This is a genomic window from Pseudomonas sp. GL-RE-29, from assembly GCF_019947275.1.
Taxonomy (GTDB): Bacteria; Pseudomonadota; Gammaproteobacteria; order Pseudomonadales; family Pseudomonadaceae; genus Aquipseudomonas; species Aquipseudomonas fluorescens_A.
Genome location: NZ_JAGYGD010000001.1, coordinates 112,282 through 137,949, shown reverse-complemented (window position 1 = coordinate 137,949; position 25,668 = coordinate 112,282). Strand labels below are relative to the sequence as shown.

General features: G+C 56.5%; 28 protein-coding genes and 1 tRNA gene. 20 read left to right on the top strand and 9 right to left on the bottom strand.

Annotation, left to right across the window (positions count from 1 at the left end; translation table 11 throughout):
* The first annotated feature begins 182 nt into the window (after positions 1-182).
* From KGB21_RS00675 to KGB21_RS00660, 4 genes are read left to right on the top strand one after another with little or no spacing between them, the layout of a single operon-like run.
* A complete protein-coding gene (locus KGB21_RS00675; protein WP_223503088.1) occupies positions 183-3,014 on the top strand; it encodes a xanthine dehydrogenase family protein molybdopterin-binding subunit in 2,832 nt (943 codons plus the stop codon).
* The gene (locus KGB21_RS00670; RefSeq protein WP_007982256.1) at positions 3,007-3,546 is read left to right on the top strand and encodes a (2Fe-2S)-binding protein; all 540 of its coding nucleotides are present in this window, start codon (positions 3,007-3,009) and stop codon (positions 3,544-3,546) included. The genes KGB21_RS00675 and KGB21_RS00670 overlap by 8 nt, the downstream gene beginning before the upstream one ends.
* Positions 3,547-3,548: 2 nt before the next feature.
* Entirely contained in the window at positions 3,549-4,787 is a 1,239-nt protein-coding gene (locus KGB21_RS00665; protein WP_223503085.1) for a c-type cytochrome, read from the top strand.
* 1 nt (position 4,788) lies between these two features.
* Positions 4,789-5,760 carry an XdhC family protein gene (locus tag KGB21_RS00660; RefSeq protein ID WP_223503083.1) on the top strand — a complete coding sequence of 324 codons (972 nt, stop codon included), beginning with the start codon at positions 4,789-4,791 and terminating at the stop codon, positions 5,758-5,760.
* A gap of 89 nt (positions 5,761-5,849) precedes the next feature.
* On the opposite strand, the gene KGB21_RS00655 is transcribed toward KGB21_RS00660, so the two are convergent.
* A complete protein-coding gene (locus KGB21_RS00655; RefSeq protein WP_223503081.1) occupies positions 5,850-7,133 on the bottom strand; it encodes an NAD(P)/FAD-dependent oxidoreductase in 1,284 nt (427 codons plus the stop codon).
* A 183-nt stretch (positions 7,134-7,316) separates the two neighbouring features.
* On the opposite strand from KGB21_RS00655, the gene KGB21_RS00650 reads away from it, so the two are divergent.
* Positions 7,317-7,393, top strand: a tRNA-Val gene (locus KGB21_RS00650).
* A 420-nt stretch (positions 7,394-7,813) separates the two neighbouring features.
* Entirely contained in the window at positions 7,814-8,032 is a 219-nt protein-coding gene (locus tag KGB21_RS00645; protein ID WP_223503079.1) for a hypothetical protein, read from the top strand.
* A gap of 117 nt (positions 8,033-8,149) precedes the next feature.
* Here the strand turns inward: KGB21_RS00645 and KGB21_RS00640 are convergent, their stop codons facing one another.
* Complete coding sequence (locus KGB21_RS00640; protein WP_216594565.1) at positions 8,150-8,452, bottom strand: integrase; 303 nt, start codon at positions 8,450-8,452, stop codon at positions 8,150-8,152.
* Positions 8,453-9,170: 718 nt separating this feature from the next.
* Here KGB21_RS00640 and KGB21_RS00635 point away from each other — a divergent pair.
* Both KGB21_RS00635 and cysC read left to right on the top strand, forming a co-directional pair.
* Positions 9,171-10,406 (top strand): sulfotransferase family 2 domain-containing protein, encoded by a 1,236-nt coding sequence (locus KGB21_RS00635; protein WP_223503077.1) that lies wholly within the window; start codon positions 9,171-9,173, stop codon positions 10,404-10,406.
* On the top strand, positions 10,403-10,993 hold the full coding sequence (gene cysC / locus KGB21_RS00630) for an adenylyl-sulfate kinase (RefSeq protein WP_223503075.1): 591 nt from the start codon (positions 10,403-10,405) through the stop codon (positions 10,991-10,993). Before KGB21_RS00635 ends, cysC begins: the two co-directional genes overlap by 4 nt.
* A gap of 759 nt (positions 10,994-11,752) precedes the next feature.
* Here cysC and KGB21_RS00620 read toward each other — a convergent pair.
* On the bottom strand, positions 11,753-11,953 hold the full coding sequence (locus KGB21_RS00620) for a hypothetical protein (RefSeq protein ID WP_155292738.1): 201 nt from the start codon (positions 11,951-11,953) through the stop codon (positions 11,753-11,755).
* 193 nt (positions 11,954-12,146) lie between these two features.
* Positions 12,147-12,431, bottom strand: a complete 285-nt coding sequence (locus KGB21_RS00615) for a DUF6555 family protein (protein ID WP_223503071.1) — start codon at positions 12,429-12,431, stop codon at positions 12,147-12,149.
* Between the two features lie 359 nt (positions 12,432-12,790).
* Here KGB21_RS00615 and KGB21_RS00610 point away from each other — a divergent pair, with 359 nt between their 5' ends.
* Both KGB21_RS00610 and KGB21_RS00605 read left to right on the top strand, forming a co-directional pair.
* Positions 12,791-12,985, top strand: a complete 195-nt coding sequence (locus KGB21_RS00610; RefSeq protein ID WP_223503069.1) for a hypothetical protein — start codon at positions 12,791-12,793, stop codon at positions 12,983-12,985.
* Positions 12,986-13,134: 149 nt separating this feature from the next.
* Positions 13,135-13,590, top strand: a complete 456-nt coding sequence (locus KGB21_RS00605) for a DUF2214 family protein (RefSeq protein WP_223503068.1) — start codon at positions 13,135-13,137, stop codon at positions 13,588-13,590.
* A gap of 218 nt (positions 13,591-13,808) precedes the next feature.
* On the opposite strand, the gene csrA is transcribed toward KGB21_RS00605, so the two are convergent.
* The gene (csrA, locus tag KGB21_RS00600) at positions 13,809-14,003 is read right to left on the bottom strand and encodes a carbon storage regulator CsrA (RefSeq protein ID WP_007938114.1); all 195 of its coding nucleotides are present in this window, start codon (positions 14,001-14,003) and stop codon (positions 13,809-13,811) included.
* 250 nt (positions 14,004-14,253) lie between these two features.
* Here csrA and KGB21_RS00595 point away from each other — a divergent pair, with 250 nt between their 5' ends.
* Positions 14,254-14,619, top strand: coding sequence for an SPOR domain-containing protein (locus KGB21_RS00595; RefSeq protein ID WP_223503067.1), 366 nt, complete (start codon positions 14,254-14,256; stop codon positions 14,617-14,619).
* Between the two features lie 119 nt (positions 14,620-14,738).
* Here the strand turns inward: KGB21_RS00595 and KGB21_RS00590 are convergent, their stop codons facing one another.
* The 3 genes from KGB21_RS00590 to KGB21_RS00580 form a co-directional block, all read right to left on the bottom strand.
* Positions 14,739-15,428, bottom strand: coding sequence for an endonuclease (locus tag KGB21_RS00590; RefSeq protein WP_034147769.1), 690 nt, complete (start codon positions 15,426-15,428; stop codon positions 14,739-14,741).
* 4 nt (positions 15,429-15,432) lie between these two features.
* Positions 15,433-15,723, bottom strand: coding sequence for a DUF1654 domain-containing protein (locus KGB21_RS00585; protein ID WP_034147770.1), 291 nt, complete (start codon positions 15,721-15,723; stop codon positions 15,433-15,435).
* 160 nt (positions 15,724-15,883) lie between these two features.
* Positions 15,884-16,972 (bottom strand): asparaginase, encoded by a 1,089-nt coding sequence (locus tag KGB21_RS00580; RefSeq protein ID WP_034147771.1) that lies wholly within the window; start codon positions 16,970-16,972, stop codon positions 15,884-15,886.
* 352 nt (positions 16,973-17,324) lie between these two features.
* Here KGB21_RS00580 and KGB21_RS00575 point away from each other — a divergent pair, with 352 nt between their 5' ends.
* From KGB21_RS00575 to KGB21_RS00540, 8 genes are all read left to right on the top strand, one after another.
* On the top strand, positions 17,325-17,780 hold the full coding sequence (locus tag KGB21_RS00575; protein WP_223503065.1) for a hypothetical protein: 456 nt from the start codon (positions 17,325-17,327) through the stop codon (positions 17,778-17,780).
* 192 nt (positions 17,781-17,972) lie between these two features.
* Positions 17,973-18,929, top strand: a complete 957-nt coding sequence (locus tag KGB21_RS00570; protein ID WP_034147773.1) for a sugar ABC transporter substrate-binding protein — start codon at positions 17,973-17,975, stop codon at positions 18,927-18,929.
* Positions 18,930-18,984: 55 nt separating this feature from the next.
* Positions 18,985-20,538 (top strand): sugar ABC transporter ATP-binding protein, encoded by a 1,554-nt coding sequence (locus KGB21_RS00565; protein WP_034147774.1) that lies wholly within the window; start codon positions 18,985-18,987, stop codon positions 20,536-20,538.
* Complete coding sequence (locus KGB21_RS00560; RefSeq protein ID WP_034147775.1) at positions 20,535-21,512, top strand: ABC transporter permease; 978 nt, start codon at positions 20,535-20,537, stop codon at positions 21,510-21,512. Before KGB21_RS00565 ends, KGB21_RS00560 begins: the two co-directional genes overlap by 4 nt.
* A 3-nt stretch (positions 21,513-21,515) precedes the next feature.
* The gene (locus KGB21_RS00555; protein WP_223503063.1) at positions 21,516-22,535 is read left to right on the top strand and encodes a LacI family DNA-binding transcriptional regulator; all 1,020 of its coding nucleotides are present in this window, start codon (positions 21,516-21,518) and stop codon (positions 22,533-22,535) included.
* A 24-nt stretch (positions 22,536-22,559) separates the two neighbouring features.
* Positions 22,560-23,477 (top strand): ribokinase, encoded by a 918-nt coding sequence (gene rbsK, locus KGB21_RS00550; RefSeq protein WP_223503061.1) that lies wholly within the window; start codon positions 22,560-22,562, stop codon positions 23,475-23,477.
* Complete coding sequence (rbsD, locus tag KGB21_RS00545; RefSeq protein WP_223503059.1) at positions 23,474-23,878, top strand: D-ribose pyranase; 405 nt, start codon at positions 23,474-23,476, stop codon at positions 23,876-23,878. The genes rbsK and rbsD overlap by 4 nt, the downstream gene beginning before the upstream one ends.
* A gap of 43 nt (positions 23,879-23,921) precedes the next feature.
* Positions 23,922-24,950: a nucleoside hydrolase gene (locus tag KGB21_RS00540; RefSeq protein WP_223503057.1), complete on the top strand. Its 1,029-nt coding sequence runs from the start codon at positions 23,922-23,924 to the stop codon at positions 24,948-24,950.
* Positions 24,951-24,953: 3 nt separating this feature from the next.
* Here the strand turns inward: KGB21_RS00540 and KGB21_RS00535 are convergent, their stop codons facing one another.
* A complete protein-coding gene (locus KGB21_RS00535; RefSeq protein WP_034147780.1) occupies positions 24,954-25,163 on the bottom strand; it encodes a hypothetical protein in 210 nt (69 codons plus the stop codon).
* A 133-nt stretch (positions 25,164-25,296) separates the two neighbouring features.
* Here KGB21_RS00535 and KGB21_RS00530 point away from each other — a divergent pair, with 133 nt between their 5' ends.
* The gene (locus tag KGB21_RS00530) at positions 25,297-25,602 is read left to right on the top strand and encodes a hypothetical protein (protein ID WP_034147781.1); all 306 of its coding nucleotides are present in this window, start codon (positions 25,297-25,299) and stop codon (positions 25,600-25,602) included.
* Positions 25,603-25,668 lie beyond the last annotated feature (66 nt).

Here is a 25,668-nt window from a genome sequence, read left to right as displayed (position 1 = left end):
TTGGTCAGTTTTTTGTGTCTGGTTATTTTCCGCGAGTGCATAAGTCTATAAACTTAACCTTTCGGTCAGCTTTGCACTGTCGTTACAGCCCTTTGCAACGTCAAGAAAGGGCTTCTGCAAGACTCGAGATTTCCAGAACATAACCAGAAGGGCGGACCCCATAACCGCCCAGAGGATGATCCATGTCCAACCGTGAAATATCCCGGCGTTCGTTCCTGCAGGGCGGGCTGGTAGCGGGTGTGAGCGTGACGCTTACACCGCTCAGCAGTCAGGCGCTGGCCGCCTTGATGGAAAACAGCGTGACCGTGCCGTCCGAGCAGTGGCTCGGCAATAACGGCAAGGCGCGCGCCCGTAACGATGCCTTGTCCAAGGTCTGCGGCAGCAAAGTCTTTGCCCGCGACATCCGCGCCAAGGACATGCCGGGTTGGCCGCAGCAGCAAGGCCACGCCATGCTGCTGAAAACCATCAAGGCCGACCGTATCTACGACGGTTACGACCTGTCGTGGCTCGGTGCCGAGTTGCAGCCGGACCGCATCGTCACCGCCGACGATCTGGTCAAGGACGGCATCGTCTTCCCGGAAGAACACGCCCCTGATCCACTGCTGCCGGTCGGCAAGGTGCCGATGTTCATCGGTCATCCGGTGGCGATCCTGATCTGGAACGACTTCGAGCGCTTCCGCCAGGCCAAGGCCAAACTCAAATTCAATGACAAAGCAATCCGCTACGGCGAGAAAGCGCCGTTCTACGAAGGTGATCCGTACGGCAGCTTCCGCTACGTACGGGTCGGCGGCGCGACTTCGGCGGACGAAGACGAATTCGCCAGCCTCAAGGATTCGATCCTGTTCCCGATGCTGAAAAACCGTCGCCCGGTATGGAATTCCCAGCCGAACCTGCACGGCAACCTGACTGAGCGCGGCCTGTTCTACGCCGACCGCATGAAGCAGCAGATCGAGACGCCGCCGGACAACTGGCTGGTGTTCGACGAGCGCTACAAGACGCCGTCAATCGAACCGGCCGCCATGGAGCCGGACAACGGCAACGGCTGGTACGACCCGGCCACCAAGACCCTGCATTTTGTCGTCGCCACGCAGTGCCCGCTGGAAACCGCGACCGAGACCGCGAAGATGATCGCGCCGTCGCGTTTCGGCCTGGCCAACCTGAACATGCACCCGGGTTACACCGTCGGCTACGGCTCGAAAGACCACAACATTTTCGTCTACTACGCCGCGTTGGCCGCGTTGTACGGCGCCGGTGTGCCGGTGCGTCTGGCTAACGACCGCTACGAGCAATTCCAAAGCGGCATCAAACGTCACCCGTTCGATATCCGCTATCAACTGGCGGTGGACAAGACCGACCACAGCTTCAAGATTTTCCGCGCCGAGATGAGCGTCGACGGCGGCGGCCGGGTCAACTACAGCCCGTCCGTGGCAGCGGTTGGCGCCACGGCGGCGCAGTCGATCTACTACATGCCGCAGAACGATTTACAGGTCACGGCCTACCATTCCCGCGCCGTTGAAGCCGGTTCGATGCGTGGCTACGGCACCCTGCAGAGCATGGCCTCCACCGAGATGATGGTCGATGAAATCGCCGATCGCCTCGGTGTCGATGCCATCGAACTGCGCCGCAAGAATGCGCTGCGTTCGGGCATGAAAAACACCCAGGGCGCGGTGCCTGCCGGTGCCTTGCGCCTGCACGAAATTCTCGACAAGGCGGCTGTTCACGAAGTCTGGAAAAACCGCGCCGCGATCAAGAAACAACGCGAAGCCGCTGACCCGGATAATTGGTACGGCGTCGGTTTCGCCATTTGCCAGAAAGACTTCGGCACCGGTTCCGAAGCACCGATGGCGAGCATCGAATACACCGTTGACGGTCGCATTACCCTGCGCCATATCGGCATCGAAATCGGCACCGGTATGTCCACTTCCCAGGCGATGGTGGTGGCCGATTTCCTCGGTAACCCGGCGCACGAAGTGAAGACCGGCGAGACCGAATGGAAAGAGTTGCAGCTGATCAGCGGCGGCAACCCGTACATCATGAGCCAGGCCGAGCAGGACAACTTCCTGCGTAATCCGCGTTGGGTCGGCAAGATCGCTTCGGCGTCGTCGGCGACCAACTCCGCCTACTACTTCAGTCATGCCACCCGTGAAGCGGCGCGCGTGCTGTTCAACCACGGCTTGTGGCCGGCGGCGCTGGAGATCTGGCGACAAGGCCCTTACGGCGGCCAGGCCAACCCTTACGTGGTGCGCCGCGAAGACGCGCATTGGGTCGACGGCAAACTCACCGCCAACGGCATGGAGCCATTGCCTTTCGAAGTGCTGGCCAAACGTGCCCACGAGCGCGGTCTGGTGACTGGCGCTACGGTTCACGGCTTCAACCGCTGGAGCTGGGCCGAGGCCGAGTTCAGCATCGACGGCGTGCGTGAACGCTTGCCGCTCGATGGCCTGGCGGTGAAGTACGGCGACGGTGCACCGAAGGCGAAGCTGGCACAGATGAACAGCGCCGGTTTCCATCTGCTGGATCGGCAGAACATTGCCTACCCGGTGACCCAGTTGAACAACGCGGCGGTGACTTACTACAGCCCGGTGGCAACGCTGGTGGAAGTGAAGGTCAACAAGGGTTCGAACGAAGTGTCGGTACTCAACCACCACTCGTGGGTCGAGTGCGGTCGGGTGCTGGTGCCGGAACTGGTCAAGGGGCAACTCGAAGGCGGTATCGCCATGGGCATCGGCCACGCGCTGATGGAAGAAATGCCGCTGTACGAAGGCGGGCCGGGGGAGGGCGACTGGAACTTCAACCGTTACCGCTTGCCGATGGCGCGGCACGTGGCGGTGTGGAAACAGACTGCGGAAATCCTGCCGCCATTGTCGCCAAGCGACCCGTCCAAAGGCATCGCCGAAGTGGTGATGATCCCGGTGGTCGGTGCCATCGGTAACGCCGTGGCCCACGCAATCGGCAAGCGTGTCCGCGACCTGCCTATCACTTCTGCACGCATCAAGGAGGCCCTCAATGGCTAACCGTCCGCTTCAACTGACCCTCAACGGTCAATCCGTCGGCCCGGTGGACATCCCTGATGACCTGCCGATGATCGACTATCTGCACGAATACAAGAACCTCACCGGCTCGCGCCTGGGTTGCGGCCAGGGCATCTGCCACGCCTGCGTGGTGATCGTCGACAATCCGGACGGCACCAGCGAAGAAGTGCGCACCTGCATCACTGGCGCGCACTATTTCGAAGGCAAGAAAGTACGGACCATCGAAGGTCACGCGACCCGCGACGAGCAGGGCAAGGTCACCGAACTCAACCCGATCCAGCAGCGCTTCGTCGACGAGTTCGCGTTCCAGTGCAGTTATTGCGCGCCGGGCTTCGTCAATGCCGCGACCGTATTGGTAGAAAAGCTGCAGCGTCAGCCAATCGTCAAAAGCCAGCTGGAAAAAGTCATCGAGGACAGCCTCGGTCATCACATCTGCCGTTGCACCGGCTACGTGCGCTACTACAGCGCCACGCGCAACGTGCTGACTGATCTCGGCCTGGTCAAGGAGGGTTAAGCATGAAGCAACTACTTTCCCGCCTGACACTGGCGGTCGGTCTGGCTGCGCCTGTGTTGCTGGCTCACGCCGACGAGGCACAGGTCAAGCAAGGCGAATACCTCGCTCGCGCCGCCGACTGCATGGCCTGCCACACCGCACCGGGCGGCGCGCCGTATGCGGGTGGTCTGCCGATCGTATCGCCGTTCGGCACGATCTACGGCACCAACATCACCCCGAGCAAAGAGCACGGTATCGGTTTGTACAACGATGACGAATTCTTCGCCGCGCTGACCGAAGGCAAGCGTCGCGATGGAGCGAACCTGTATCCGGCGATGCCGTACACCTCGTACCACCTGATTCCGCGTGCGGATTCCGATGCGATTCACGCCTACCTGAAAACCATCGCGCCGATCGAGCGCGCCGCGCCGGTCACCAGCCTGAGCTTTCCGTTCAACGTGCGTCCGGGCCTGATGGGCTGGAACATGATGTACGGCAAAGACGTGAAGCTCGAATCTGCCGAAGGCAAAAGCGAAGCCTGGAAGCGCGGCCAGTACATGGTCGACGTGCTCGGCCACTGCGGCGAGTGCCACACGCCACGCGGCCTGCCCGGTGCGATGCAGATGGACAAACGCATGACCGGCGGCATCCTCAATGGCTACCTCGCGCCGAGCCTGCTGGCCACTGACCTGGCCGCGCGCGGCTGGAATCATCAGGACCTGAGCTCGTTCCTCAAGCACGGCATGAGCGCCCAGGGCACGATGTTCAACGAGATGTTCCCGGTGTTCCACAACAGCACCCAGGGTCTCACTGACCCGGATCTGGCCGCCATGGCTACCTTCCTGCTCGGCGATCAACCGCCAGCGGCGAAAGTGCTGACCGACGTGCCGCTGGAAAAACTCAGCGCCAGCGCCCAGCGCGGTCGTCAGGACTACCTGAACGTCTGCGCCGGTTGCCACGCGGTCGATGGCGAAGGCAAACCGCACATCGCTGTAGCCATGCGTGGCAACACGACGTTGCGTCTGGAAGACCCGCGCAACCTGGTACGGGTGATCGATGACGGTATCGGCGAGCAGAAGTTTTCCGGGTTCGAACACATGCAACCGATGCCGGGTTTTGTCGAGAAACTCAGTGATGCGCAACTCACGGATCTGCTGAATTACCTGCGTCAGGGTTGGGGTGGTCAGCCGACGGATCTGGCCGTGAGCGACGTGCAGAAGCTGCGGACCGATGCGCCGCCGCTCGAGCACAAGGCCCACTGACATGCAGCATCTCGATCTGCAAGTGGTGCGGCGGGCGCTGGAGTGGTCGACGGTCGGTCAGCGCGTCTGGCTGTGCACGGTCCTCGCCACCTACGGTTCGGCGCCTCGTGCGCCGGGCTCGTTGCTGGCGGTGAATGCTGACGGACAGTGGATCGGTTCACTGTCCGGTGGCTGCGTCGAGGAAGATTTTCTTGATCGCGTGGCCGAGGGCGCCTTTGAGCAAGCGGTCAACGTCGTGCGCTACGGCGAAGGCGACGACCCGCGCTCGCGAGTGAGTCTGCCCTGCGGCGGCGTGCTCGATGTGCTGGTGGAAAAGCTTGAGTCCGATTGCGATGTTCAGGCGCATTTGCGGGAGCTGGAGTCGGCGCTGTTGGGCCGGCGTCGGTTGATTCGTGAAGTGGACCTCGCCAGTGGCGCGCGCAGTCTGTTCGATGATCGCGAGCAGGGCGTGCGTGTCGAGCGCGAGATCGACCGGGTTCGCTTGCGCATCGGTGCGGCTCAGCGATTGCTGCTGGCTGGGTATTCCAGCGTGGCTCAGGCCTGTGCAGAGTTCGCCGTGGGCCTGGGGTTCGAGGTGATTTTGTGTGACCCACGCGATGAAGTACTGGAAGGCGTGGTGCTGGACAATGTGGAGATTCGTCGCCAATTGCCGTCAGTGTTCATCGCCGATGGCGGCTGCCACAGTGATACAGCGGTGGTGGCGTTGACTCATGATCCGCGCATCGACGATTTGGCGATGATGGAAGCGGTGCGCACCGAGGCGTTTTATATCGGTGTGATGGGGTCCGTGCAGACTTCGCAAAAACGCTTCGAACGGTTACGGCGTATTGGTGGTTTGGGTGAGTCGGAACTGGCGCGGATCCATGCGCCGATCGGCTTGAACCTGGGCAGCAAGACGCCGGCGGAAATTGCATTGGCGGTGCTGGCTGACATCTTGCGGATTCGTAGCGGGATCGCGCGGGATCGGCTTTAAGATCAAAAGATCGCAGCCTGCGGCAGCTCCTACACAGATCATGTTTTTCTGTAGGAGCTGCCGCAGGCTGCGATCTTTTGCTTTAAAGGTCAGTAGCCAAATTTATCCCGCAACCCGTAATACCAGGCACCCAACGCCGCGAACGGTGTGCGCAGTAACTGTCCGCCGGGAAACGGGTAGTGCGGCAGGTCGGCAAACGCATCGAAACGCTCCGCTTGACCCCGCAACGCTTCGGCCAACACCTTGCCCGCCAGATGCGTGTAGGTCACGCCGTGGCCGCTGCAACCCTGGGAGTAGTAGATGTTGTCGCCCAGTCGCCCGACTTGCGGCAGACGCGACAGGGTCAGCAGGAAATTGCCGGTCCAGGCGTAATCGATCTTCACATCCTTTAGCTGCGGGAAAGCCTTGAGCATTTTCGGTCGGATGATCGCCTCGATGTTCGCCGGATCCCGCGCGCCATACACCACGCCACCACCGAAAATCAGACGCTTGTCGCCGCTCAGTCGGTAGTAGTCGAGCAGATAATTGCAGTCCTCGACGCAGTAATCCTGGGGCAGCAGATTTTTCGCCAACTCATCGCCCAACGGTTCCGTGGTGATGACCTGAGTGCCGCACGGCATCGACTTGGCGGCCAGCTCCGGAACCAGATTGCCCAGGTAGGCGTTACCCGCGACGATAATGAACTTGGCCCTGACCTTGCCCTGAGGTGTGTGTACCACCGGATTCGCACCACGCTCGATGCGCACCGCCGGCGACTGCTCATAGATGGTGCCGCCCAACGACTCGACAGCCGCTGCCTCGCCCAACGCCAGGTTGAGCGGATGAATATGGCCGCCGCTCATGTCGAGCATCCCGCCGATATATTGATCGCAATCCACCACTTCACGAATGCGCTTTTGATCCATCAGCTCAAGCTGCGTATGTCCGAAGCGTTCCCACAAGCGTTTCTGCGATTCCAGATGGCCCATCTGCTTGGCGGTGATGGCGGCGAATACACCACCGTCCTTCAAGTCGCACTGAATGTTGTGCCTGGCGACCCGCTCGCGAATGATCCGCCCGCCCTCGAACGCCATCTGCCCCAGCAACTGAGCCTGCTTGGGGCCAACACTGCGCTCGATCACATCAATATCGCGACTGTAGCTGTTAACGATCTGACCGCCATTTCGGCCCGACGCACCGAAACCCACCTTCGCCGCTTCAAGCACTGTTACTCGAAAGCCGTTCTCCAGCAGGAACAGGGCCGACGACAACCCGGTATAACCGGCACCGATCACGCAGACATCCGTCTCAACGTCATCCTGCAACGCTGGGCGCGGCGGAACCGCATTGGCCGATGCGGCGTAGTAGGACTCTGGGTAGGGGGTGTGCGCCATCCTGCAGCCTCTGTTTAATATATTTTACGAGTGCGTTGATCCTACCCGAGTTAAAAATCGACCGCCAGCCACCGGAAAATCTTCTTGGCGACCACGAAATTAAATATTTTGCATATTCATAGGGTTAGCGCGAAAAAAGGTGTTGACACCCCTCCGGAATTCCGTAGAATGCCGCCTCACAGCAGGCACGTAGCTCAGTTGGTTAGAGCACCACCTTGACATGGTGGGGGTCGTTGGTTCGAGTCCAATCGCGCCTACCAAACAAAATCCGCTCTGCTGGGCGGTCTAGAAGGGCTCACCGAAAGGTGGGCCCTTTTTTGTTGTCTCGTGTTTGAGAAAACGTTGGGAATATTTTGGGCAAACGTCCACCGCGCTACATCTTCAGGTCGGCTTTTACCTTCATGTAAACCAGCGCGTCATCACTGTGCCCTGCCTGGTAGTATTCGCGCTCGGCCCATCACAATCTCCAAGTGCACGGGCTTTCAGTAGTTTTGCGTCTTCCCGGGCGATACCGCCCACCTCCATCTTTTTGGCTGCCACCATGAGACGCGGCAACCGAGCCGTAATTTGGGTAATGACTTTTTGCCATAAAGAGGTTGGGCTAACCGTTCGTCGGGGCTCGCGCACGATCCGCAGATTGAAAAGTCGATGAAGTAGCCAAAAAAAAAGACAGGTTTCTTATGCGACCACTAATCCTCGATTTGCCGAATGGGCGTGAGCTCGCAAATGAACTTGATCTTGCAATCGAGCAGATGATGGCCATCCCGGTCGAACTAGTCGGTGGCGAAGATTGGCTGGCGGCCTCCACCAGGCAGCAGCAAGCTTTCCAAAAATGGCGAGAGTATCTTCAGCTCATGGCTGATGGACGGGTACGCGTGGAGCCATTAAAGGTCGCCTGAATTTTGGCCCACCTGTAGTTAGCCAGAGTATGTACAGCGAGTATGCGTGAGAAGTTCGGCAGCACTGTTGGGGGGGGGGCTACTCGACCTGCCGGTAACCTGCGTAACGCGCGAGCATCATGATGAATGGCTCACCGAAAGACCTTTTTTGTCGGATGGCGTTTGGAAAAACGTTGGAAACGATTTTGAAAAACGAACCACCTTTTCAAATATCAAGTCTGCCTTCACCTTCATATAAGTCATCTCGTCTTCACCATGGCGAGCATGATAGTGCTCGGGCATTTTCTCGTCGGCGTGCCCCATCAAACCCTGCATGAACTCCTGCTCGAAACGTTGCTGCTTGTACAGCCAGGCACCGATTGCGCGGGTCTCATGGAAGGTAGGGTTCTTAACTGTCGGCAACTCGTCGTAGGCCTTCAAAGCGTCTGGCGCTTGGGTGAAGGAATTGGTCAGGAAGCCCCTCCGTCACCGCGTTCCAGTGTAATTTTGCGTCGAGTTGAGGCCGTTTACTTGCCTTCGGTGAGTGGTAGACCAACTACGGGCAGACGACTGGCGAGTCCATGCACTCCAAAACCGCCTCCCGCAGCGCCTGGCCTGTGAAAATCTCCAGGTGCGCGGGTGGTCTGGGCAGTGATCAATGAGCCGCTGTACTGACAGGTCTCGGCTCGAGAAGAAGGAGAGTCCCAAGATCGTTCTGAGCGCTGACCGGATATTTCGAGATGAGCTTCGCATCACCTCGATATTTTCCGCATTGCTGGTTGGCCTCAGCGTTCATTTCCAGCCGCTTGAAGATGTTTGCCGATCTGGCGCAGCTGAAGGTCCAATTCTTCTACTTTGTTCTCAAGCATTCGCAGCTGATGCCGATAGATTTCGGATGGAGCCGGGCAGCCAGGCCGAGCGCTTGTCTTTCGATTTCGTCGGAAGCCATCGAGAAACCCTTTGGCTTTGAGGGCTCCATCAAGTCAAGGCTGTCAGGTATGAAACGATGGGCGGACAGTCACCAGTGCGCCAAGTAGGACTATTATGGTAATTAAGGGTAAAGAGCGTGGAGTTAGAAGTTTGTAAGATCTTGGAAGTGCCTAGAAAACTTGCTACGAATTTTTTTAAATTTTGACCGAGAATTTGATCGGTTGACTACATGATTAATTTGATTTCTAGATTTTGGTTAACAATGAACAAGCCACTTTATTATCTTCATATTCCAAAAACCGCCGGTACATCATTAACGTCATTTTTAGATGCGCAATTTGACCGCTCTCAGATATGCCATGCTCAATTGCTTCCAGAGCTTTTCAACTTGGATAGTGACTCCATTTCCAAGTATGATTTTTTTCGCGGGCATCTATGGTTTGACTTGAATAACTATGTGGGGAAGGAGCTCAACTACATAACGATGTTGCGAGATCCTGTGCAGCGTACGATTTCGTGGTATTCACATGTCAAACGTGACATAAATGCCTATCGCCATGATCGCGTCGTGGAAGAAAATTGGTCATTGTTCGACTTTGTTACTGATAAAGAAACTCACTGGGATATGGTGAACGCTCAAACTATATTTCTTGCCGCGGATCTGGATTTTGAGAAGCTTGCTAATGATCCAGTCGGTTATGGTAGGGCTGTTATAAAGAGTTATGCTGCACGTAACAATGATCGAGAACTTCTGGATTTGGCGAAATCCCGGCTTGAAAAGTTTATGTTCTTTGGTATCACCGAGCGAATGAGTCAGTCATTGCAATTGTTGTCACACGCCTTGGATGTTTATCCGAAATTTTCCCGGCAAAAATTGAATGTATCAGAAAATCGACCATTGGATGATGAGATTTCAAATGAAACAATTCAAGCCATAAGAGAAATTACTTCGTTGGATCAAGAGCTTTACGATTGGGCAGTGAAGACTTTTGAGTCTAGGTATGACGAATTGGTGAATTCGTTACTCATGCATAATTATATCTCTAGCCCCAAGCACGCGGACAAGGCTTGTAATATTCAACTGTCTGCGGTGGAAAGGAAGGCGCTGCAAATCAATACAATATCCTTCCCGGATGCTGTTGAGCAGGGCGCTCATTTTGAAGTTGAAGTCGAGGTAACCAATAACTCGAAATACCGTATCCAGAGTAGTGGTCCCTATCCTGTTAATATTTGCTACCACTGGATAGATCCGATCACAGATGAGGTCATTATCTTTGATGGGGTTAGGACCAAGATTGAGCCGACTTTGCTTTCAGGGGAAAACCTCAAACTTAATGTAGAGGTTATCGCTCCTGAACGGTTAGGACTATCAACTCTCCGGCTGACGTTTGTTCAGGAAGGAGTGTCGTGGTTTGATGAGTCGCAGAGTGCGATTTTTTCGGATATTGAGGTTCTTGTAAAATGAAAACAAGCGGGGAAGACCTCACTTGGCATTTGGGAGCCTTGACCCGGGAAGATCGGGAACTGCATTTGGGGCAGCAAGCCATTACCGTTTGGCTCACAGGGCTTAGTGGGTCTGGAAAATCATCCTTGGCTTTTGCCTTAGAAAAAAAGTTATCAGCGCAGGATAAAAGTTGTTTTGTTCTAGATGGTGATAACGTTAGGCACGGTCTTAATAAGGACTTAGGATTTAGTCTGTCCGACAGATCGGAGAATATAAGGAGGATAGCTGAAGTTGCCAGGCTCATGAATGATGCTGGCCTGATAGTCATCGTAGCGATAATTTCTCCGATGATTGAGGACCGGGCTTTAGCGGTCGAGATAATTGGTGCCGATCGCTTTCATGAGGTTTTTGTAAGTACTCCTCTCAGTATCTGTGAAGAAAGAGATTCCAAAGGACTGTATCGAAAAGCGCGCTGTGACTCTTTAGAAAACTTTACGGGTATCTCTTCGCCTTATGAACCACCGTTGGCACCCGCTTTAGTTATAGATAACACCAGGCTATCTGTGGAAGACAATGCAAACAAAATCCTCCGATACTTGAAGGGATAGTGCGTTCGGTCTTTATAAACGACGTTTTTGTCGGGATCGATGTTTCACTCCAGCTTAGGAGTTGCCTTGACGAGGAGGGGCCGTTGGTTCGGTTTCAATGGTGCCAACCCAAAAAAATCCGTTCTGCTTATCTATAAGGGCTTACCGAATGTGGGCCCTTTTTTGTGCTTCCGATTTACTGCGGAGCGTTCGTATATATCGGCTTCGTTCAGGTATGAAGGTCTCTTCGCCGATGACGCGTCTTTCTTTCGAGTTGGGCCGTTAACGCCGATTTCAATTTCAGTACCTCGTCAGTGAATTTTTGAACTGTCTCAAGGTCGTATCTCCGACTTTTGCCTTGAGCACATCAAATGAAGCGTGTAGTAATAATGTTCATGACCCTTTCAACGACGCTGCTCGTGGCTGGGTGCGGCCCTCATTGGGATGAGGGGGATAGATACGGTCGTGATCGTGGCTATGATCATGATCGTGGATACGACCGAGTGCATGACCGAGATTATGACGATTATCGAGGTCACGATCGTAGGTATGATCGTCGCGACAATGATCAGGGATATGAGCGCAATCGCGATCATGATCGTAACGATAGAGACGACTAGCCCGCGCTGATCTACCTTTCGCTTTCCGAGTTGAGACGAGTTGCGATGGTTGAAGAACGGTCGTACATGATTGCGGATATCGCAGTTTCCGTCATCTGATAGAGCGTAGCGTTCTTGCAAACGACGAGGACTGGGTGCGGCAGGATGAGGTGCAGATGACTCACGGTCGATTTCCGGTTTTCCCGTTATTATCAGCTCCTTTCGAAAAAATATAGAGTTCTTCTTCCAGATACATAGCAGCCGGACTGGGTGCCCCGGCTGCAATCAACTCTAGCTCTCTGGATACAGCTATAAGTCGTCTGCCATCCCTGAATTCAGAATCTTGTGCAGAAGACTGGGCATTTTGCTTTGCGCCTGACATGCTGGCTTCCTTGTTTGCGCTTGAAAAGTCATGAATACCGCCAGGCCGTTGCTATTTCAATCCTTTGAGTTGTCTTAACTGAGACAATTTGTGACAGCAAATCAATCAAGTTTGGACAACTGAGCGGCTTCTATTGAGTCAGGCTCAGTTCGGCACGGGTTGGGTGCGAATTACTGTTCGAGATACATCCGGGTTACTCGATACTTTTCACGCCTACCGTGTTCCGCGCCAACTTTGCTCTTTCGCTCCAGGTTATGGTGTGGCTCGCCTTATTCCACCGAACATTCCTTATCCCGCGACGTAGGGCTTTTTCAACGACGTCGAAGATATTGTGAATAGTGAAAGTGGCACCTGCGCACTCGCCGTGATGAAGCAGGGCCGTCTTCCAGGCCTCAATGTCGCTCATGCCTGATCTTTCGATAACCATGACTTTCTTAAATCCATTGGCCACAAAGTGGATCTCGTAGCGTTCTGTCATTACTCAGCGTCCTGCATACATGCTTCCATATGCGAAACATTATCATTTGCTGCGGGTTTTAGGTACTGTGCCTGATCAATGAGATGTATTCCGACGACATTGAACTGTGGGCATTGATTCGCATCCAAGCAAAACGGGCGACCACGCGTCAACTGCGAATACTCAAGCGGGAGAACATTGATGGGGAGGCGAGCGATGATCAAATTTTTTGCGGCTTACCTGTCTGTTTGCCTTCTGCTGCAATGGACTGTGGTTGAGGCATCTCCCTGGATCGCCTCTCATGTCCTTCTGAGATGGATCCTCTAACGCAGCCGTTGAGGCGTAAAATGGGCGTGCTACCTCATGTAAAGGAGTCGAATATGATCTCCGACCAAATGAACCAGCAAGCACCCGAAACAAGAACAGTGTGGGATCAATATTTCTGTGCGGCGTTGATTGCCGAAAGCAATTTGACTGCGCCCGTCGTAGGCGGGGCTACGCACGAAGACAGACAGAATCTATTGATCGAGAGAGCCAAAGCGCTCGCCGACAAGATGATGGAAAACAGAAAATAACCAGAGCCCAGCCATCGCGCTGGGCTTTTCACATCGGGAGTATTTCGAGGTTACGTCGAGAGATAACGAGTGGCATCGCGGTGCAAAGCGCTAATTCATGGGCTACTACTGACAGGCTGATTCAATCTCATCCTGGCAGGAGCGTCTCGATGCTGACTCACTGGTTTCTTGCGGCAGTTCATCTTTTGGCATTTGCACTGGGGTTCTGGGCCGTTCTTGCTCGTGGCACGGCCTTTCGGCGCTTAGCTGACGGAGTGGGGCAAGCTCGCAGCGTGTTGGTCGCGGATAATATTTGGGGAATCTCTGCGCTTATCCTGCTCGTGACCGGTGGCATGCGCGCCTTTGGCGGGTACGAAAAAGGCAGCGATTACTACCTGCATCAACCGTTGTTCCACCTCAAAATGACGTTGTTCGTCCTGATTCTGCTACTTGAAGTTGCACCGATGGTGACATTGATCAAATGGCGGGTTGCGCTCGCGCGGGGTGCGGCTATCAATTCCAGGCGAGCAAAGCTATTCGCGCGTATCAGTCATATTGAGGCGCTGCTGGTGTTGCTGATGGTTGTTGCGGCTACGGGAATGGCGCGGGGCGTTGGGACCGCTTAGGCAACTGGCATCAGGCACTTCCTCGGTGTTGCGCGGAAATGTCTGACAGTCATGACTTGCGGCTTGCCGCTAATATGGGTCTGCCTGCAACACAGAGAGGGATGGCGTGGATCACCCAGCATTGGGCCGAGCGAACATACGAAGGTTAGAGCGGCGATTGAATCTTTAGCCAGCCGTCGTTCCGGGGCGAACGGGCTGGCTACTGACTGCAGCAGGATTCAAGGGGTTTGCGGTTTGTCCGGTGCGGTCAAGCCAGCCTGAATGCGCTGATAGATTTCTTCGCGATGCACCGCAACGTCTTTCGGGGCGTTGATGCCAATCCTGACTTGCTGGCCGCTTACGCCCAGGATGGTGATCGTAATGTCATCACCAATGTTTATGCTTTCACCGACTTTGCGGGTGAGTATCAGCATGGTCTTCTCCTTGATTGCTTTGTGGGGCACCTGATTCGGACAGTGCAGAGGTCGGTGGTATGTATAGATTAGTGCGAAGTCTCACGGTTTGGGTGCCTCTTTCTGACGCGCAGATGCAGCATTAATTCCCAAGGTGTAACTATACAGAGGCTGCAACCATCATTCTCGTTGTTTTAAGCCCATTTTGCGGCACTCGGGAAGTATTCATGAATGATAAAATCCCCGCTTTAAGCATTCAGAGGGAAACGCTGTGCGCAAAATGATCATGGTAATCGCGGTAATGGCGCTGGCGGGATGTGGTGAGGGCAAGAGCGTCGATGCACCGAAGCCACAAGTGGCAGCGGTCGTCGCGCCAGCACAGGTTTCTGGACCTCAATGGGATCTCGAAGTGCGAGGGGCAACCCCTCAGGCTGTCAGCGATCTCAGTGGGTGGTTGATCGAGCACAGTTTCATGTCCAGCGTCGTCAAGGAAGACGGCAAGGTGCGGATTCTGATGGGGCCTTACAATTCGAAAGCAGAAGCAGAGGCCAAGCAGGCCGAGGTGGCGGCAGCCATTACCAGGGCGAAAAAGCAGAACATCGAGTTGCTTGTTCTTGAGCGTCCAACTGCCCAGTAACGAGTACGCTGGTGCTTTTTAGCCCAGTCGTTAAACGTGGCGCCAGAGCACAGCTAACGGCTAGAAAGGACAAAGGCCCCGGGTGGTAAACCCGGGGCCTTGTTGTTTTTAGCGGCAGCTCAGCCGCAAGCTTTCATGTCCACCGGGCCGACGAAATCGTTGCCACGCCCCATGACGCACGCCACGCTCTGGTTACGCTGACGTTCCCAGGCCTGAACCGGATAAGTCTTGTTCCAGGCGTCGTACAGTTGCCGATCCTGTTTCGACAGGCGCAATCCATATTGTTTGCTCATGTAGAAATAAGTCCGGGCGATCATGCCGCGAATGGATGGGCGCGGCATGACCTTTTTCGCCTTGAAGTCGACCTGAGTCAGGCACGAGCCGTACTGGCCGGATTGCTCCGGCAACCAGCCGAAACTGAAGTTGCTGCGATCGCCATTGACCTCGCCGATGCTGGGTACAAGGTTATGCAGATCGGCCTCGGCTTTCTGATAGGTCGGATCGTACCGGGTGCAGTTCTTGCGTCCGCCTTCTTGCCAGCATTGGCGCTGATGACCGATCTGCCAGGCCGGAACGATGTGCTCCCATTCAATACGAGAGGCGCGCTTGGCATTTTTGCGCGGGACATAGCCGCATGCTGCGAGGTTTACCTTGTTGCCGGTGTATTTGCAGCCGCAGTAAAACTCGGTGGATTGTGGTGCATATAGCTTCCAGGCGACTTTCTTGGCTTCGTTAAAGGTGCGTGGTGCATCAGCCTGGGCGCCCATGGCGAACAACAGAAGCATTAAAGCAAAACAACGGACACTCATTGACTCAGTCTTCCTTCGGCACAACCCAGAAAATCTGCACGCCGCCATCGTCGCGATAGGCGAGGGTAACGTTGTCGTTCTCGTCGATTTCTTCGAGCAAGCGTTCCCACTCATCCACGGGTTCGTCTGGAAGACGGAAGACCAGGGCTGCCTTGGCTTTTTGAGCAGTGGGGGAGTTGATGATTTTCTGAACGCGCAGGCCCATGCGTACATAGGAGTCAGGAGAGGCAGAGGTTGTGTCCACGGAATTATCCTTATTAAGCTGTACGTGCATACAGTATTTAACTGTAGGCATTTTCGCAACTGCTTAAAATTCAAGAAAATCCTCTGACAGCACCTTTTTCATTTTGGTGTAGGACGGTGGAATTTTTTTTGTCGGATGTGAAGCGCGAGCGTGCCATTAAAGCGGGCGATACGGTGCCCGACCGGAACCGGTCGGGCGAGGGTGGGGCTAATCAGTATTCCCAGAACATCCGTTGCAGCTCTTTGCTGTCATTGGTCTTGGTCAGTGCGACCATGGCCAGGATGCGCGCCTTCTGCGGATTCAAATCATGCGCCACGACCCAGTCGTACTTGTCGTCTGGTTGTTCGGCGTTACGCAGTACGAAACCACCGGCGTTGACGTGGGAAGATCGAATGATTTGCACGCCGTCCTTGCGCAAGGCCTGCAAGGCTGGAACGACTCGCGAGGAAACAGAGCCGTTTCCAGTGCCTGCGTGGATGATGGCCTTCGCGCCTGACTGAGCCAGCGCCTTGTAGGCGGTATCGCTGACGTTGCCGTAGGAGTAGGCGATTTCCACGTCAGGCAGGCTCTTGATGGTTTTGATGTCGAATTCTGAATCCATGGTGTGACGCTTGGCGGGCAGGCGGAACCAGTAGGATTTGCCTTCAACCACCATCCCGAGCGGGCCCCAGGCACTTTTAAATGCCTCGGTCTTGATGTTGATCATTTTGCTGACATCGCGACCCGACTGGATCTCATCGTTCATGGTCACCAGTACGCCTTTGCCACGCGCATCTTTACTGCTGGCAACGGCCACGGCGTTGTACAGGTTAAGCATGCCATCGGCCGACATCGCAGTGCCTGGACGCATGGAGCCGACGACGATGATTGGCTTGTCGGTTTTTTCTACAAGGTTCAGGAAGTAAGCGGTTTCTTCCAGGGTGTCGGTACCGTGGGTAATCACGATGCCATCGACGTCCTTGCTGTCGGCCAATTCCGCCACGCGACGACCCAGTTGCAGCAAGTTCTCGTTGGTAATGCTCTCGGAGGCGATCTGCATGACTTGTTCGCCGCGAACATTGGCCAGTTGGCTCAGCTCTGGAACGCCGGCAATCAATTGTTCGATGCCGACTTTCGCCGCTTGATAAGTCGCGCTGTTCGCAGCACTGGCGCCTGCACCGGCGATGGTGCCGCCAGTGGCGAGGATGACTACGTTCGCCAGTTTCTGTTGGGTTTCCACTTCTTTTGCTTGAAGGGCAGTCGGCAGGAGTAGCAGGAGGGCCAAGGCGCCCGGAACAAAGGTCTTGAAAGCAGATGTCATTATTTTTCTCTTCTAGTAGTGAGACGGTGCTGATGCAAGTTCATCTAGATGCGCCCCAGACGGATCTGAACGTTTGGGGTGCAGGAGAGGAGCAGGATCTGTACCAGTCACACACGGTGTTGAGAAAAATGTTTAACTTATTGATTTGTTTGTTTATTTAAACCCGCCCGTCACTTCGTTATCGCATTTCTTCGTCCGGGTTTCCGACTGTGTGCAGCTTTTTCGTTCGGTACTCCGAAAATGAATGGGGGGTCTGTTTGAGCCATTTGTTTCAGCGGGTGAAAAACTGTCGTTAAAGAAACCCGTGCCCAAGTCGATGATCCTTTAAAGGATGTTTTTTTCAGGAGTTCACATGTCGTTTTCTGTTGGTCTTCCAAATGCTGCTGGCATCACCATAAGCGGCAAGTCGGCCGCAACGGTCCGTGCATTGAGCGACGCAACAGCTGATGCGGCTGCTCAAGCGCTGAGTACAAAGGAAAGTGACGGCAAACAAGTCAGGACCGGTCCTGTTGGTTTGGATAAAACTGCAGGCACTGAGGAGCCGGCCAACGACAACACCAGCATCGCGGTGAAAGTCTTGCTCAAGCGCCTGAAGGAGTTGCAAGAACAACTGCGTCAGCAACAGCAACAATTGGCGGCGGCTCAGTCCGCGGCCTATTCCACGCCGGAAGCCAAAATGACGGCGGTGTCGGCAATTCAAGGGCAAATAGCTGAAACCAACGGCGCCATCCTGCAAGTCAGCGCCAGCCTGATCAAAGAGGTGACCAAGGGAGCCAGCACTGGATCGATGGTCAATACGACGGCGTAAGGTGAATGCCGGTTCTCGCAATGAACTGCACGGCTTTTGTGGCCGTTGACAAATATCAGCAGGGTTCGCATAGTTCGGTTTACGCAAACGTTTGCGCGGCGTCAGCTGTGGATTAATAGTCCTCAATGACGGTCGTGAAACTTTAGCGAGTACAAGCGTTGCTCACAATAATCATAAGACCGGAGTGAACCCATGAAGCTGCCATTCGCTGGACGTCTTCTCGCTGTCGCTATGCTGGCTGCCGCTGCCGCCGCGCTACCTGTTTCTTCGGCCTTCGCCGAGAGTCCTGAAAAACCCAAAGTCGCGCTGGTCATGAAATCCCTGGCCAACGAATTCTTCCTGACCATGGAAGACGGTGCCAAGGCCTACCAGAAAGACCATTCCGGCGAATTCGAGCTGATTTCCAACGGTATCAAGGACGAAACGGACACTGCCAACCAGATCCGTATCGTCGAGCAAATGATCGTCTCTAAAGTCGATGCATTGGTCATCGCGCCCGCAGACTCCAAAGCCATGGTGCCGGTGATCAAGAAAGCGATTGATGCCGGGATCACCGTGATCAACATCGACAACCAACTGGACCCGGCAGTGGTCAAAAGCAAAAACATCAACGTGCCGTTCGTAGGTCCGGATAACCGCAAAGGTGCGCGTTTGGTGGGCGAGTACCTGGCCAAGCAACTGAAGGCCGGTGACGAAGTCGGGATCATCGAAGGCGTGTCCACCACTACCAATGCCCAGGCCCGAACTGCAGGCTTCAAGGATGCGATGGAAGCCGCGCAGATCAAAGTGGTGTCCGTGCAGTCCGGCGATTGGGAAATCAACAAGGGCAACCAGGTTGCCTCCGCCATGTTGAGCGAATACCCGCAAATCAAGGCCCTGCTGGCCGGTAACGACAGCATGGCGGTCGGTGTGGTGTCTGCCGTGCGCGCTGCGGGCAAGGCCGGCAAAGTACAGGTGGTCGGTTACGACAACATCAATGCCATCAAGCCGATGCTCAAGGACGGCCGCGTGCTGGCCACTGCGGACCAGTTTGCTGCCAGGCAAGCCGTATTCGGCATCGAAACTGCGCTGAAAATCATCAAGGGCGAGAAAGTCGACAGCAGCGCCAACGGCGTGATCGAAACTCCGGTAGAGCTGGTTACCAAGTAATCCTCTGGCGACACAATGGCGCTCGCCCGACCGGGCGAGTGCATGGAGAGTTTTTATGTCAGTTTCTGCCCCGAACGCGGTCCTTTCGGTCAGTGGTATCGGCAAGACCTACGCCCAACCGGTCCTGACCGGTATCGACCTGACGCTCATGCGCGGTGAAGTGCTGGCGCTGACCGGTGAGAACGGCGCTGGCAAAAGCACCCTGTCAAAAATCATTGGCGGGTTGGTTACTCCGACCACCGGCCAGATGCAATTCCAAGGGAAGGATTACCGCCCTGGTAGTCGCACCCAGGCTGAAGACCTGGGTATCCGCATGGTCATGCAGGAGCTCAATCTGTTGCCGACGCTTTCGGTGGCGGAAAACCTGTTTCTCGACAACCTGCCCAGCAACGGTGGCTGGATCAGCCGCAAGCAACTGCGCAAGGCAGCAATCGAAGCCATGGCTCAGGTCGGGCTCGACGCCATCGACCCGGACACCCTGGTCGGCGAGCTGGGCATCGGTCACCAGCAAATGGTCGAGATCGCCCGCAACCTGATCGGCGATTGTCATGTACTGATCCTCGACGAGCCGACCGCAATGCTCACGGCCCGTGAAGTCGAAATGCTGTTCGAGCAGATCACCCGCCTACAAGCGCGTGGCGTATCGATCATCTATATCTCCCATCGTCTTGAGGAGTTGGCTCGCGTGGCCCAGCGCATTGCCGTGCTGCGCGACGGCAATCTGGTGTGCGTCGAGCCGATGGCCAATTACAACAGCGAGCAACTGGTCACGCTGATGGTTGGCCGCGAACTGGGCGAGCACATCGACATGGGGCCGCGCAAGATCGGCGCTCCAGCATTGACGGTCAAAGGGCTGAGCCGCTCCGACAAAGTTCGGGATGTGTCGTTTGAAGTCCGCGCCGGTGAAATCTTCGGGATTTCCGGTTTAATTGGGGCAGGGCGCACAGAGTTGTTGCGGCTGATCTTCGGTGCGGACGCTGCGGACAGCGGCACCGTAGCGCTGGGTTCACCCGCGCAGGTGGTCAGCATCCGCTCACCGGTGGATGCGGTCGCTAACGGCATCGCACTGATCACCGAAGACCGCAAGGGTGAAGGCCTGCTGCTCACACAATCGATTGGCGCCAACATCGCGCTGGGGAACATGCCTGGCATTTCCAGCGGCGGTTTCGTCAACAATGGCGACGAGGCTGCTCTGGCCCAGCGTCAGATCGATGCCATGCGTATCCGCAGTTCTGGTCCGGCGCAATTGGTCTCCGAGTTGTCCGGTGGTAACCAGCAGAAAGTCGTGATCGGCCGTTGGCTGGAGCGTGATTGCTCGGTACTGCTGTTTGACGAACCCACCCGCGGCATCGATGTTGGCGCCAAGTTCGACATCTATGCACTGCTCGGTGAGCTGACCCGCCAGGGTAAAGCGCTGGTGGTGGTCTCCAGTGACCTGCGCGAATTGATGTTGATCTGCGACCGCATTGGCGTGCTGTCGGCGGGGCGCCTGATCGACACCTTCGAGCGCGACAGCTGGACACAGGACGAGTTGCTTGCCGCCGCTTTTGCCGGCTACCAAAAACGTGATGCGCTGCTCAACGAAGCAGCGCCTAGGGATCTTCCATGAATACCGCATCTTCCGCCGGCAAACGCAGTGGCAACTTTTACGGCCTCGGCACCTATCTGGGCCTGGCCGGTGCCTTGCTGGCGATGGTGGTTCTGTTCTCGGTGCTGAGCAGCCACTTCCTGTCTTACGACACGTTCAGCACCCTGGCCAACCAGATTCCGGACCTGATGGTCCTGGCGGTCGGCATGACGTTTGTGCTGATCATCGGCGGCATCGATTTGTCCGTGGGCTCGGTGCTGGCGCTCGCCGCATCGACGGTCAGCGTGGCGATTCTCGGCTGGGGATGGAGCGTCCTGCCGGCGGCGTTGCTCGGTATGGCGGCGGCCGCACTCGCCGGCACCATCACTGGCTCGATCACCGTGGCCTGGCGGATCCCGTCGTTCATCGTGTCCCTTGGCGTGCTGGAAATGGCTCGTGGCGTGGCGTATCAGATGACCGGTTCGCGCACGGCCTACATCGGCGACGCGTTCGCCTGGTTATCCAACCCGATCGCCTTCGGTATTTCGCCCTCGTTCCTGATTGCGTTGCTGATCATTTTCATCGCCCAGGCCGTTTTGACCCGCACCGTGTTCGGTCGCTACCTGATCGGCATTGGCACCAACGAAGAAGCCGTGCGTCTGGCGGGGATCAATCCGAAGCCCTACAAGATTCTGGTGTTCAGTCTGATGGGATTGCTGGCCGGTATCGCCGCTTTGTTTCAGATTTCTCGCCTGGAAGCGGCGGACCCAAATGCCGGTTCCGGTCTGGAGCTGCAAGTGATCGCCGCAGTGGTAATTGGCGGTACCAGCCTGATGGGCGGCCGTGGATCGGTCATCAGCACGTTCTTTGGCGTATTGATCATTTCCGTGCTGGCGGCCGGTCTGGCGCAGATCGGTGCGACCGAGCCGACCAAACGTATCATCACCGGCGCGGTCATCGTGGTCGCGGTGGTACTCGACACTTATCGCAGTCAGCGCGCAAGCCGGCGGACCTGAGTCATGGCAACGATCAAGGATGTAGCGGCGCTCGCGGGAATTTCCTACACCACGGTGTCCCACGTGGTAAACAAGACGCGGCCGGTCAGCGAGGAAGTGCGGATCAAGGTCGAGGACGCGATCAAGACCCTCGACTACGTTCCCAGTGCCGTGGCGCGATCCCTCAAGGCCAAAACCACCGCAACCATCGGTTTGCTGGTGCCCAATAGCCTCAACCCGTACTTCGCCGAACTGGCCCGAGGCATCGAGGATTACTGCGAACGTAACGGCTACTGCGTGATCCTGTGCAACTCCGATGACAACCCGGACAAGCAGCGCAGCTACCTGCGCGTGCTGCTGGAAAAGCGCATCGACGGGCTGATCGTCGCATCCGCTGGCGGTGATAGCGGGTTGGCGCAAGGTCTGGCGGCTGTGCGTACGCCGATGGTGATTGTCGACCGTGGGCTGGAAGGCGTCGATGCGGATTTGGTGCGTATCGATCACGAATACGGCGCCTACCTGGCGACCCGGCACTTGCTGGAGTTAGGCCATCGGGATATCGCCACGATCAGCGGGCCCGCGACGACCAGCGTGGCGCAGATGCGTCTGGCCGGATTTTGCCGTGCACTGGAAGAGGCGGGTATCGAAGTGCCGCGCGAACGCATGCTGGAAAGCGACTTCACCAGCACCGGCGGTTACAGTGCCGCCGCGACCCTGCTGGAACGCAATCCGCCGAGCGCCATTTTCGCCGCCAACGACATGATCGGCATCGGCGTGCTGCGAGCCGCTGCCGAGCGCCATATTCTTGTACCGACGCAATTGTCGGTGATCGGCTTCGACGACATCCAGATGAGCCGTTATGTCTACCCGGCATTAACCACGGTGGGCCAGTCGATCCTGCAGTTGGGCGAGATGGCGGCGGAAGTCCTGCTACGACGGATTGGCACACCAGCCTTGGCCACCGAACATCGAATCGTGACCCCCAGCATCGTTTTGCGCGAATCAACCGCGCCGGTGGCCGGTGTGTTTGCCGAATACCGTTGAAATCGAATTTATGAGTAGTGATGTATGCCAGCAAAAGTAGTGGTAATAGGCAGCCTGAACATGGACCTGGTGACCCGGGCGCCACGGCTGCCACGGGGTGGCGAAACGCTGATTGGCGAATCCTTTGCCACGGTCTCGGGCGGCAAGGGTGCGAATCAGGCTGTGGCCGCTGCGCGATTGGGTGCGCAGGTGTCGATGGTGGGTTGCGTGGGCAGCGATGCCTACGGCGAGGCGTTGCGCGGGGCCTTGCTGGCCGAGCAGATTGATTGCCAGGCCGTCAGTATCGTGGACGGTTCCAGCGGTGTGGCATTGATTGTGGTCGATGACAACAGCCAGAACGCGATCGTGATCGTCGCCGGTGCCAACGGTGCACTGACGCCTGCGGTGATTGGCTGCTTCGATTCAGTCCTGCAGGCAGCCGATGTGATTATCTGTCAGCTGGAAGTCCCGGATGCCGCGGTCGGCCACGCGCTCAAGCGCGGTCGTGAGCTGGGCAAAATCGTGATTCTCAACCCGGCGCCGGCCAGTCAGCCGTTGCCGGCGGACTGGTACGCGAACATCGATTACCTGATTCCGAACGAAAGCGAGGCGTCGGCGCTGAGTGGTTTGCCGGTGGATTCTCGACAAACCGCGGAAGCCGCCGCGACCCGTTTAATCGAGATGGGCGCTGGCAAGGTGATCATCACCCTCGGCGCTCAAGGGTCGCTGTTTGCCGATGGCAAAAGTTACGCGCATTTCCCGGCGCCGACCGTTAAAGCGGTAGACACCACGGCGGCCGGCGATACGTTTGTCGGCGGTTTCGCTGCGGCACTGGCGAGCGGCAAAAGCGAAGTTGAAGCCATTCGTTTTGGGCAAATCGCCGCGGCATTGTCAGTCACCCGCGCAGGTGCACAACCCTCGATTCCAACCTTGTCCGAAGTGCAGGCGTTTAAAACACCATGAAAAAGACACCTTTGCTCAACATCGCGTTGTCGCGACTCATCGCTTCTTTGGGCCATGGGGACAAAGTGGTCATCGGCGATGCGGGGCTGCCGGTACCGCCGGGCGTTGAATTGATCGACCTGGCCTTGACCCACGGTATTCCGGATTTCGTCAGCACTTTGAAAGTGCTGCTCAGCGAAATGCAGGTCGAAAGCCACGTGCTGGCGCAAGAGATTCTGGAGAAAAAACCTTCGGCATTGGCCGCATTGGAAGAGTTGCAGGCCGAGGGTGCGCTGGGTCAGCGCGAGCTGCTCAGTCATGAACAATTCAAAGTCCTCAGCCGACAGGCTCGGGCAATCGTGCGCACCGGTGAATGTCAGCCGTACTGCAACATCGTGTTGATCGCCGGAGTCACGTTCTGAATCGCTTCTGTCTCACTGTTCTACCCTGCACAAGGAGTGCGCCATGTACCGCTATGCTCAGAAACTGCACCAACTGCTCCGGAGTCTGCTGCTTTTGTCCGTGATGACCGCCACCGGCGCCCAAGCGGCGCAAAAGATCGACCTGATCATCGACACCGACCCCGGCGCCGACGACGTGGTTGCCTTGCTGTTTGCGCTGGCATCGCCGGAAGAACTCAATATTCGCGCGTTGACCACTGTCGCTGGCAATGTGCGTCTGGACAAGACCTCGCGTAACGCACGACTGGTTCGTGAGTGGGCAGGGCGCGAGGAGGTGCCGGTCTACGCCGGTGCGCCGAGGCCACTGACGCGCACGCCGATTTATGCCGAGGACATCCACGGCGAAGAAGGTCTTTCAGGCGTTGCTGTGTATGAACCGAAGAAAGGTTTGGCCGAGGGCAGCGCGATCGATTACTTGATCGACACGCTGAAGGCCGCCAAGCCCCACAGCATCACCATCGCCATGCTGGGGCCGCAGACCAACCTGGCGCTTGCGTTGATTCAGGAGCCGGACATCGTTCAAGGCATCAAGGAAGTCGTGGTCATGGGCGGCGCGCACTTCAATGGCGGCAACATCACGCCGGTGGCGGAATTCAACCTGTTCGCCGATCCGCAGGCTGCTGAAGTGGTACTTAACAGCGGTGTGAAACTGACCTACCTGCCGCTGGACGTGACCCACAAAATCCTCACCAGTGACGCTCGCCTGAAGCAGATTGCTGCACTCGACAACAACGCCAGCAAACTGGTGGGCAGCATTCTGAATGAGTACATCAAGGGTGATATGGAGCACTACGGCATTTCGGGTGGTCCGGTGCATGACGCTACCGTCATTGCCTACCTGCTCAAGCCGCAGTTGTTCAGCGGGCGTTCGGTCGGCGTGGTGATCGACAGTCGCGAAGGCCCGACCTTTGGTCAAACCATTGTTGACTGGTATGACCGCCTCAAGGCTCCGAAGAATGCCTTTTGGGTTGAAAGCGGCGATGCTCAGGGTTTCTTCGATCTGCTCACCGAACGGCTGTCGCGCCTGAAGTAAGGCTTACGCACGTTCCGATTGCCCGGCGACGTGATTGTTCGGGTGTCTCGCAAAAATCTGCTTGATGAAGGACTGGGCCGCTTCAGTGCCCAGTTCCTTGACCAATAAGTCGATACTGATGATTGCGAGCTCTTCCGGACTGCCGGGGCTATAAGAGCTGTGGCCCTCTGACCACTTGGCTTTGATGTCGGCGTCGATAATTACTGTGGTCATGGTGCGCTCGTGCAGTCGGGGGGAAGTCTGAATGCCGAGTTAACCATTTCATGGGCCTTTTGGCACTCCGACTTAGGCATGATTGGAGGGCTATGCGACACTTGGTCTTTGATGGCTTTTCAAGGACTGCGCTGTGCAGATCGATTTGAACACACCTGATGGCTTGACCCTTGAGGCCGTGCGTCAACTGCTGGCCGCCGCCAGTGACAGTGAGCACACCCAGTTGCGGGTGACCAAGGGCGGTATCGCCTATATTTCATCGGGCGTCGTGGGCGGCACCGACATCGACGGCTTGCTGTTTCGCCTGGAGACTTGGGCCAAGGGTTCCGGCTACGTCGGGCGGGTGGCCGCGAGTGACGAGGTCTGGGTCATGCAGATCTTCAACGCGCTGAAGCAGAACTGGCCGAAGCCGGCTTTCGACTACATTGACATCTATTGAGTGCGGCTCATATTCAGTCACGATTGAAGTGTGAAGGGCGGGGCGATACTCAGGCAAACTTGCCGT

Bases quoted from the DNA above. Each gene is read 5' to 3' on its own strand.
- KGB21_RS00675 (WP_223503088.1), top strand. From the start codon at position 183: ATGTCCAACCGTGAAATATCCCGGCGTTCGTTCCTGCAGGGCGGGCTG.
- KGB21_RS00670 (WP_007982256.1), top strand. From the start codon at position 3,007: ATGGCTAACCGTCCGCTTCAACTGACCCTCAACGGTCAATCCGTCGGC.
- KGB21_RS00665 (WP_223503085.1), top strand. From the start codon at position 3,549: ATGAAGCAACTACTTTCCCGCCTGACACTGGCGGTCGGTCTGGCTGCG.
- KGB21_RS00660 (WP_223503083.1), top strand. From the start codon at position 4,789: ATGCAGCATCTCGATCTGCAAGTGGTGCGGCGGGCGCTGGAGTGGTCG.
- KGB21_RS00655 (WP_223503081.1), bottom strand. From the start codon at position 7,133: ATGGCGCACACCCCCTACCCAGAGTCCTACTACGCCGCATCGGCCAAT.
- KGB21_RS00645 (WP_223503079.1), top strand. From the start codon at position 7,814: ATGCGACCACTAATCCTCGATTTGCCGAATGGGCGTGAGCTCGCAAAT.
- KGB21_RS00635 (WP_223503077.1), top strand. From the start codon at position 9,171: ATGATTAATTTGATTTCTAGATTTTGGTTAACAATGAACAAGCCACTT.
- cysC (WP_223503075.1), top strand. From the start codon at position 10,403: ATGAAAACAAGCGGGGAAGACCTCACTTGGCATTTGGGAGCCTTGACC.
- KGB21_RS00620 (WP_155292738.1), bottom strand. From the start codon at position 11,953: ATGTCAGGCGCAAAGCAAAATGCCCAGTCTTCTGCACAAGATTCTGAA.
- KGB21_RS00615 (WP_223503071.1), bottom strand. From the start codon at position 12,431: ATGACAGAACGCTACGAGATCCACTTTGTGGCCAATGGATTTAAGAAA.
- KGB21_RS00610 (WP_223503069.1), top strand. From the start codon at position 12,791: ATGATCTCCGACCAAATGAACCAGCAAGCACCCGAAACAAGAACAGTG.
- KGB21_RS00605 (WP_223503068.1), top strand. From the start codon at position 13,135: ATGCTGACTCACTGGTTTCTTGCGGCAGTTCATCTTTTGGCATTTGCA.
- csrA (WP_007938114.1), bottom strand. From the start codon at position 14,003: ATGCTGATACTCACCCGCAAAGTCGGTGAAAGCATAAACATTGGTGAT.
- KGB21_RS00590 (WP_034147769.1), bottom strand. From the start codon at position 15,428: ATGAGTGTCCGTTGTTTTGCTTTAATGCTTCTGTTGTTCGCCATGGGC.
- KGB21_RS00585 (WP_034147770.1), bottom strand. From the start codon at position 15,723: ATGCCTACAGTTAAATACTGTATGCACGTACAGCTTAATAAGGATAAT.
- KGB21_RS00580 (WP_034147771.1), bottom strand. From the start codon at position 16,972: ATGACATCTGCTTTCAAGACCTTTGTTCCGGGCGCCTTGGCCCTCCTG.
- KGB21_RS00575 (WP_223503065.1), top strand. From the start codon at position 17,325: ATGTCGTTTTCTGTTGGTCTTCCAAATGCTGCTGGCATCACCATAAGC.
- KGB21_RS00570 (WP_034147773.1), top strand. From the start codon at position 17,973: ATGAAGCTGCCATTCGCTGGACGTCTTCTCGCTGTCGCTATGCTGGCT.
- KGB21_RS00565 (WP_034147774.1), top strand. From the start codon at position 18,985: ATGTCAGTTTCTGCCCCGAACGCGGTCCTTTCGGTCAGTGGTATCGGC.
- KGB21_RS00560 (WP_034147775.1), top strand. From the start codon at position 20,535: ATGAATACCGCATCTTCCGCCGGCAAACGCAGTGGCAACTTTTACGGC.
- KGB21_RS00555 (WP_223503063.1), top strand. From the start codon at position 21,516: ATGGCAACGATCAAGGATGTAGCGGCGCTCGCGGGAATTTCCTACACC.
- rbsK (WP_223503061.1), top strand. From the start codon at position 22,560: ATGCCAGCAAAAGTAGTGGTAATAGGCAGCCTGAACATGGACCTGGTG.
- rbsD (WP_223503059.1), top strand. From the start codon at position 23,474: ATGAAAAAGACACCTTTGCTCAACATCGCGTTGTCGCGACTCATCGCT.
- KGB21_RS00540 (WP_223503057.1), top strand. From the start codon at position 23,922: ATGTACCGCTATGCTCAGAAACTGCACCAACTGCTCCGGAGTCTGCTG.
- KGB21_RS00535 (WP_034147780.1), bottom strand. From the start codon at position 25,163: ATGACCACAGTAATTATCGACGCCGACATCAAAGCCAAGTGGTCAGAG.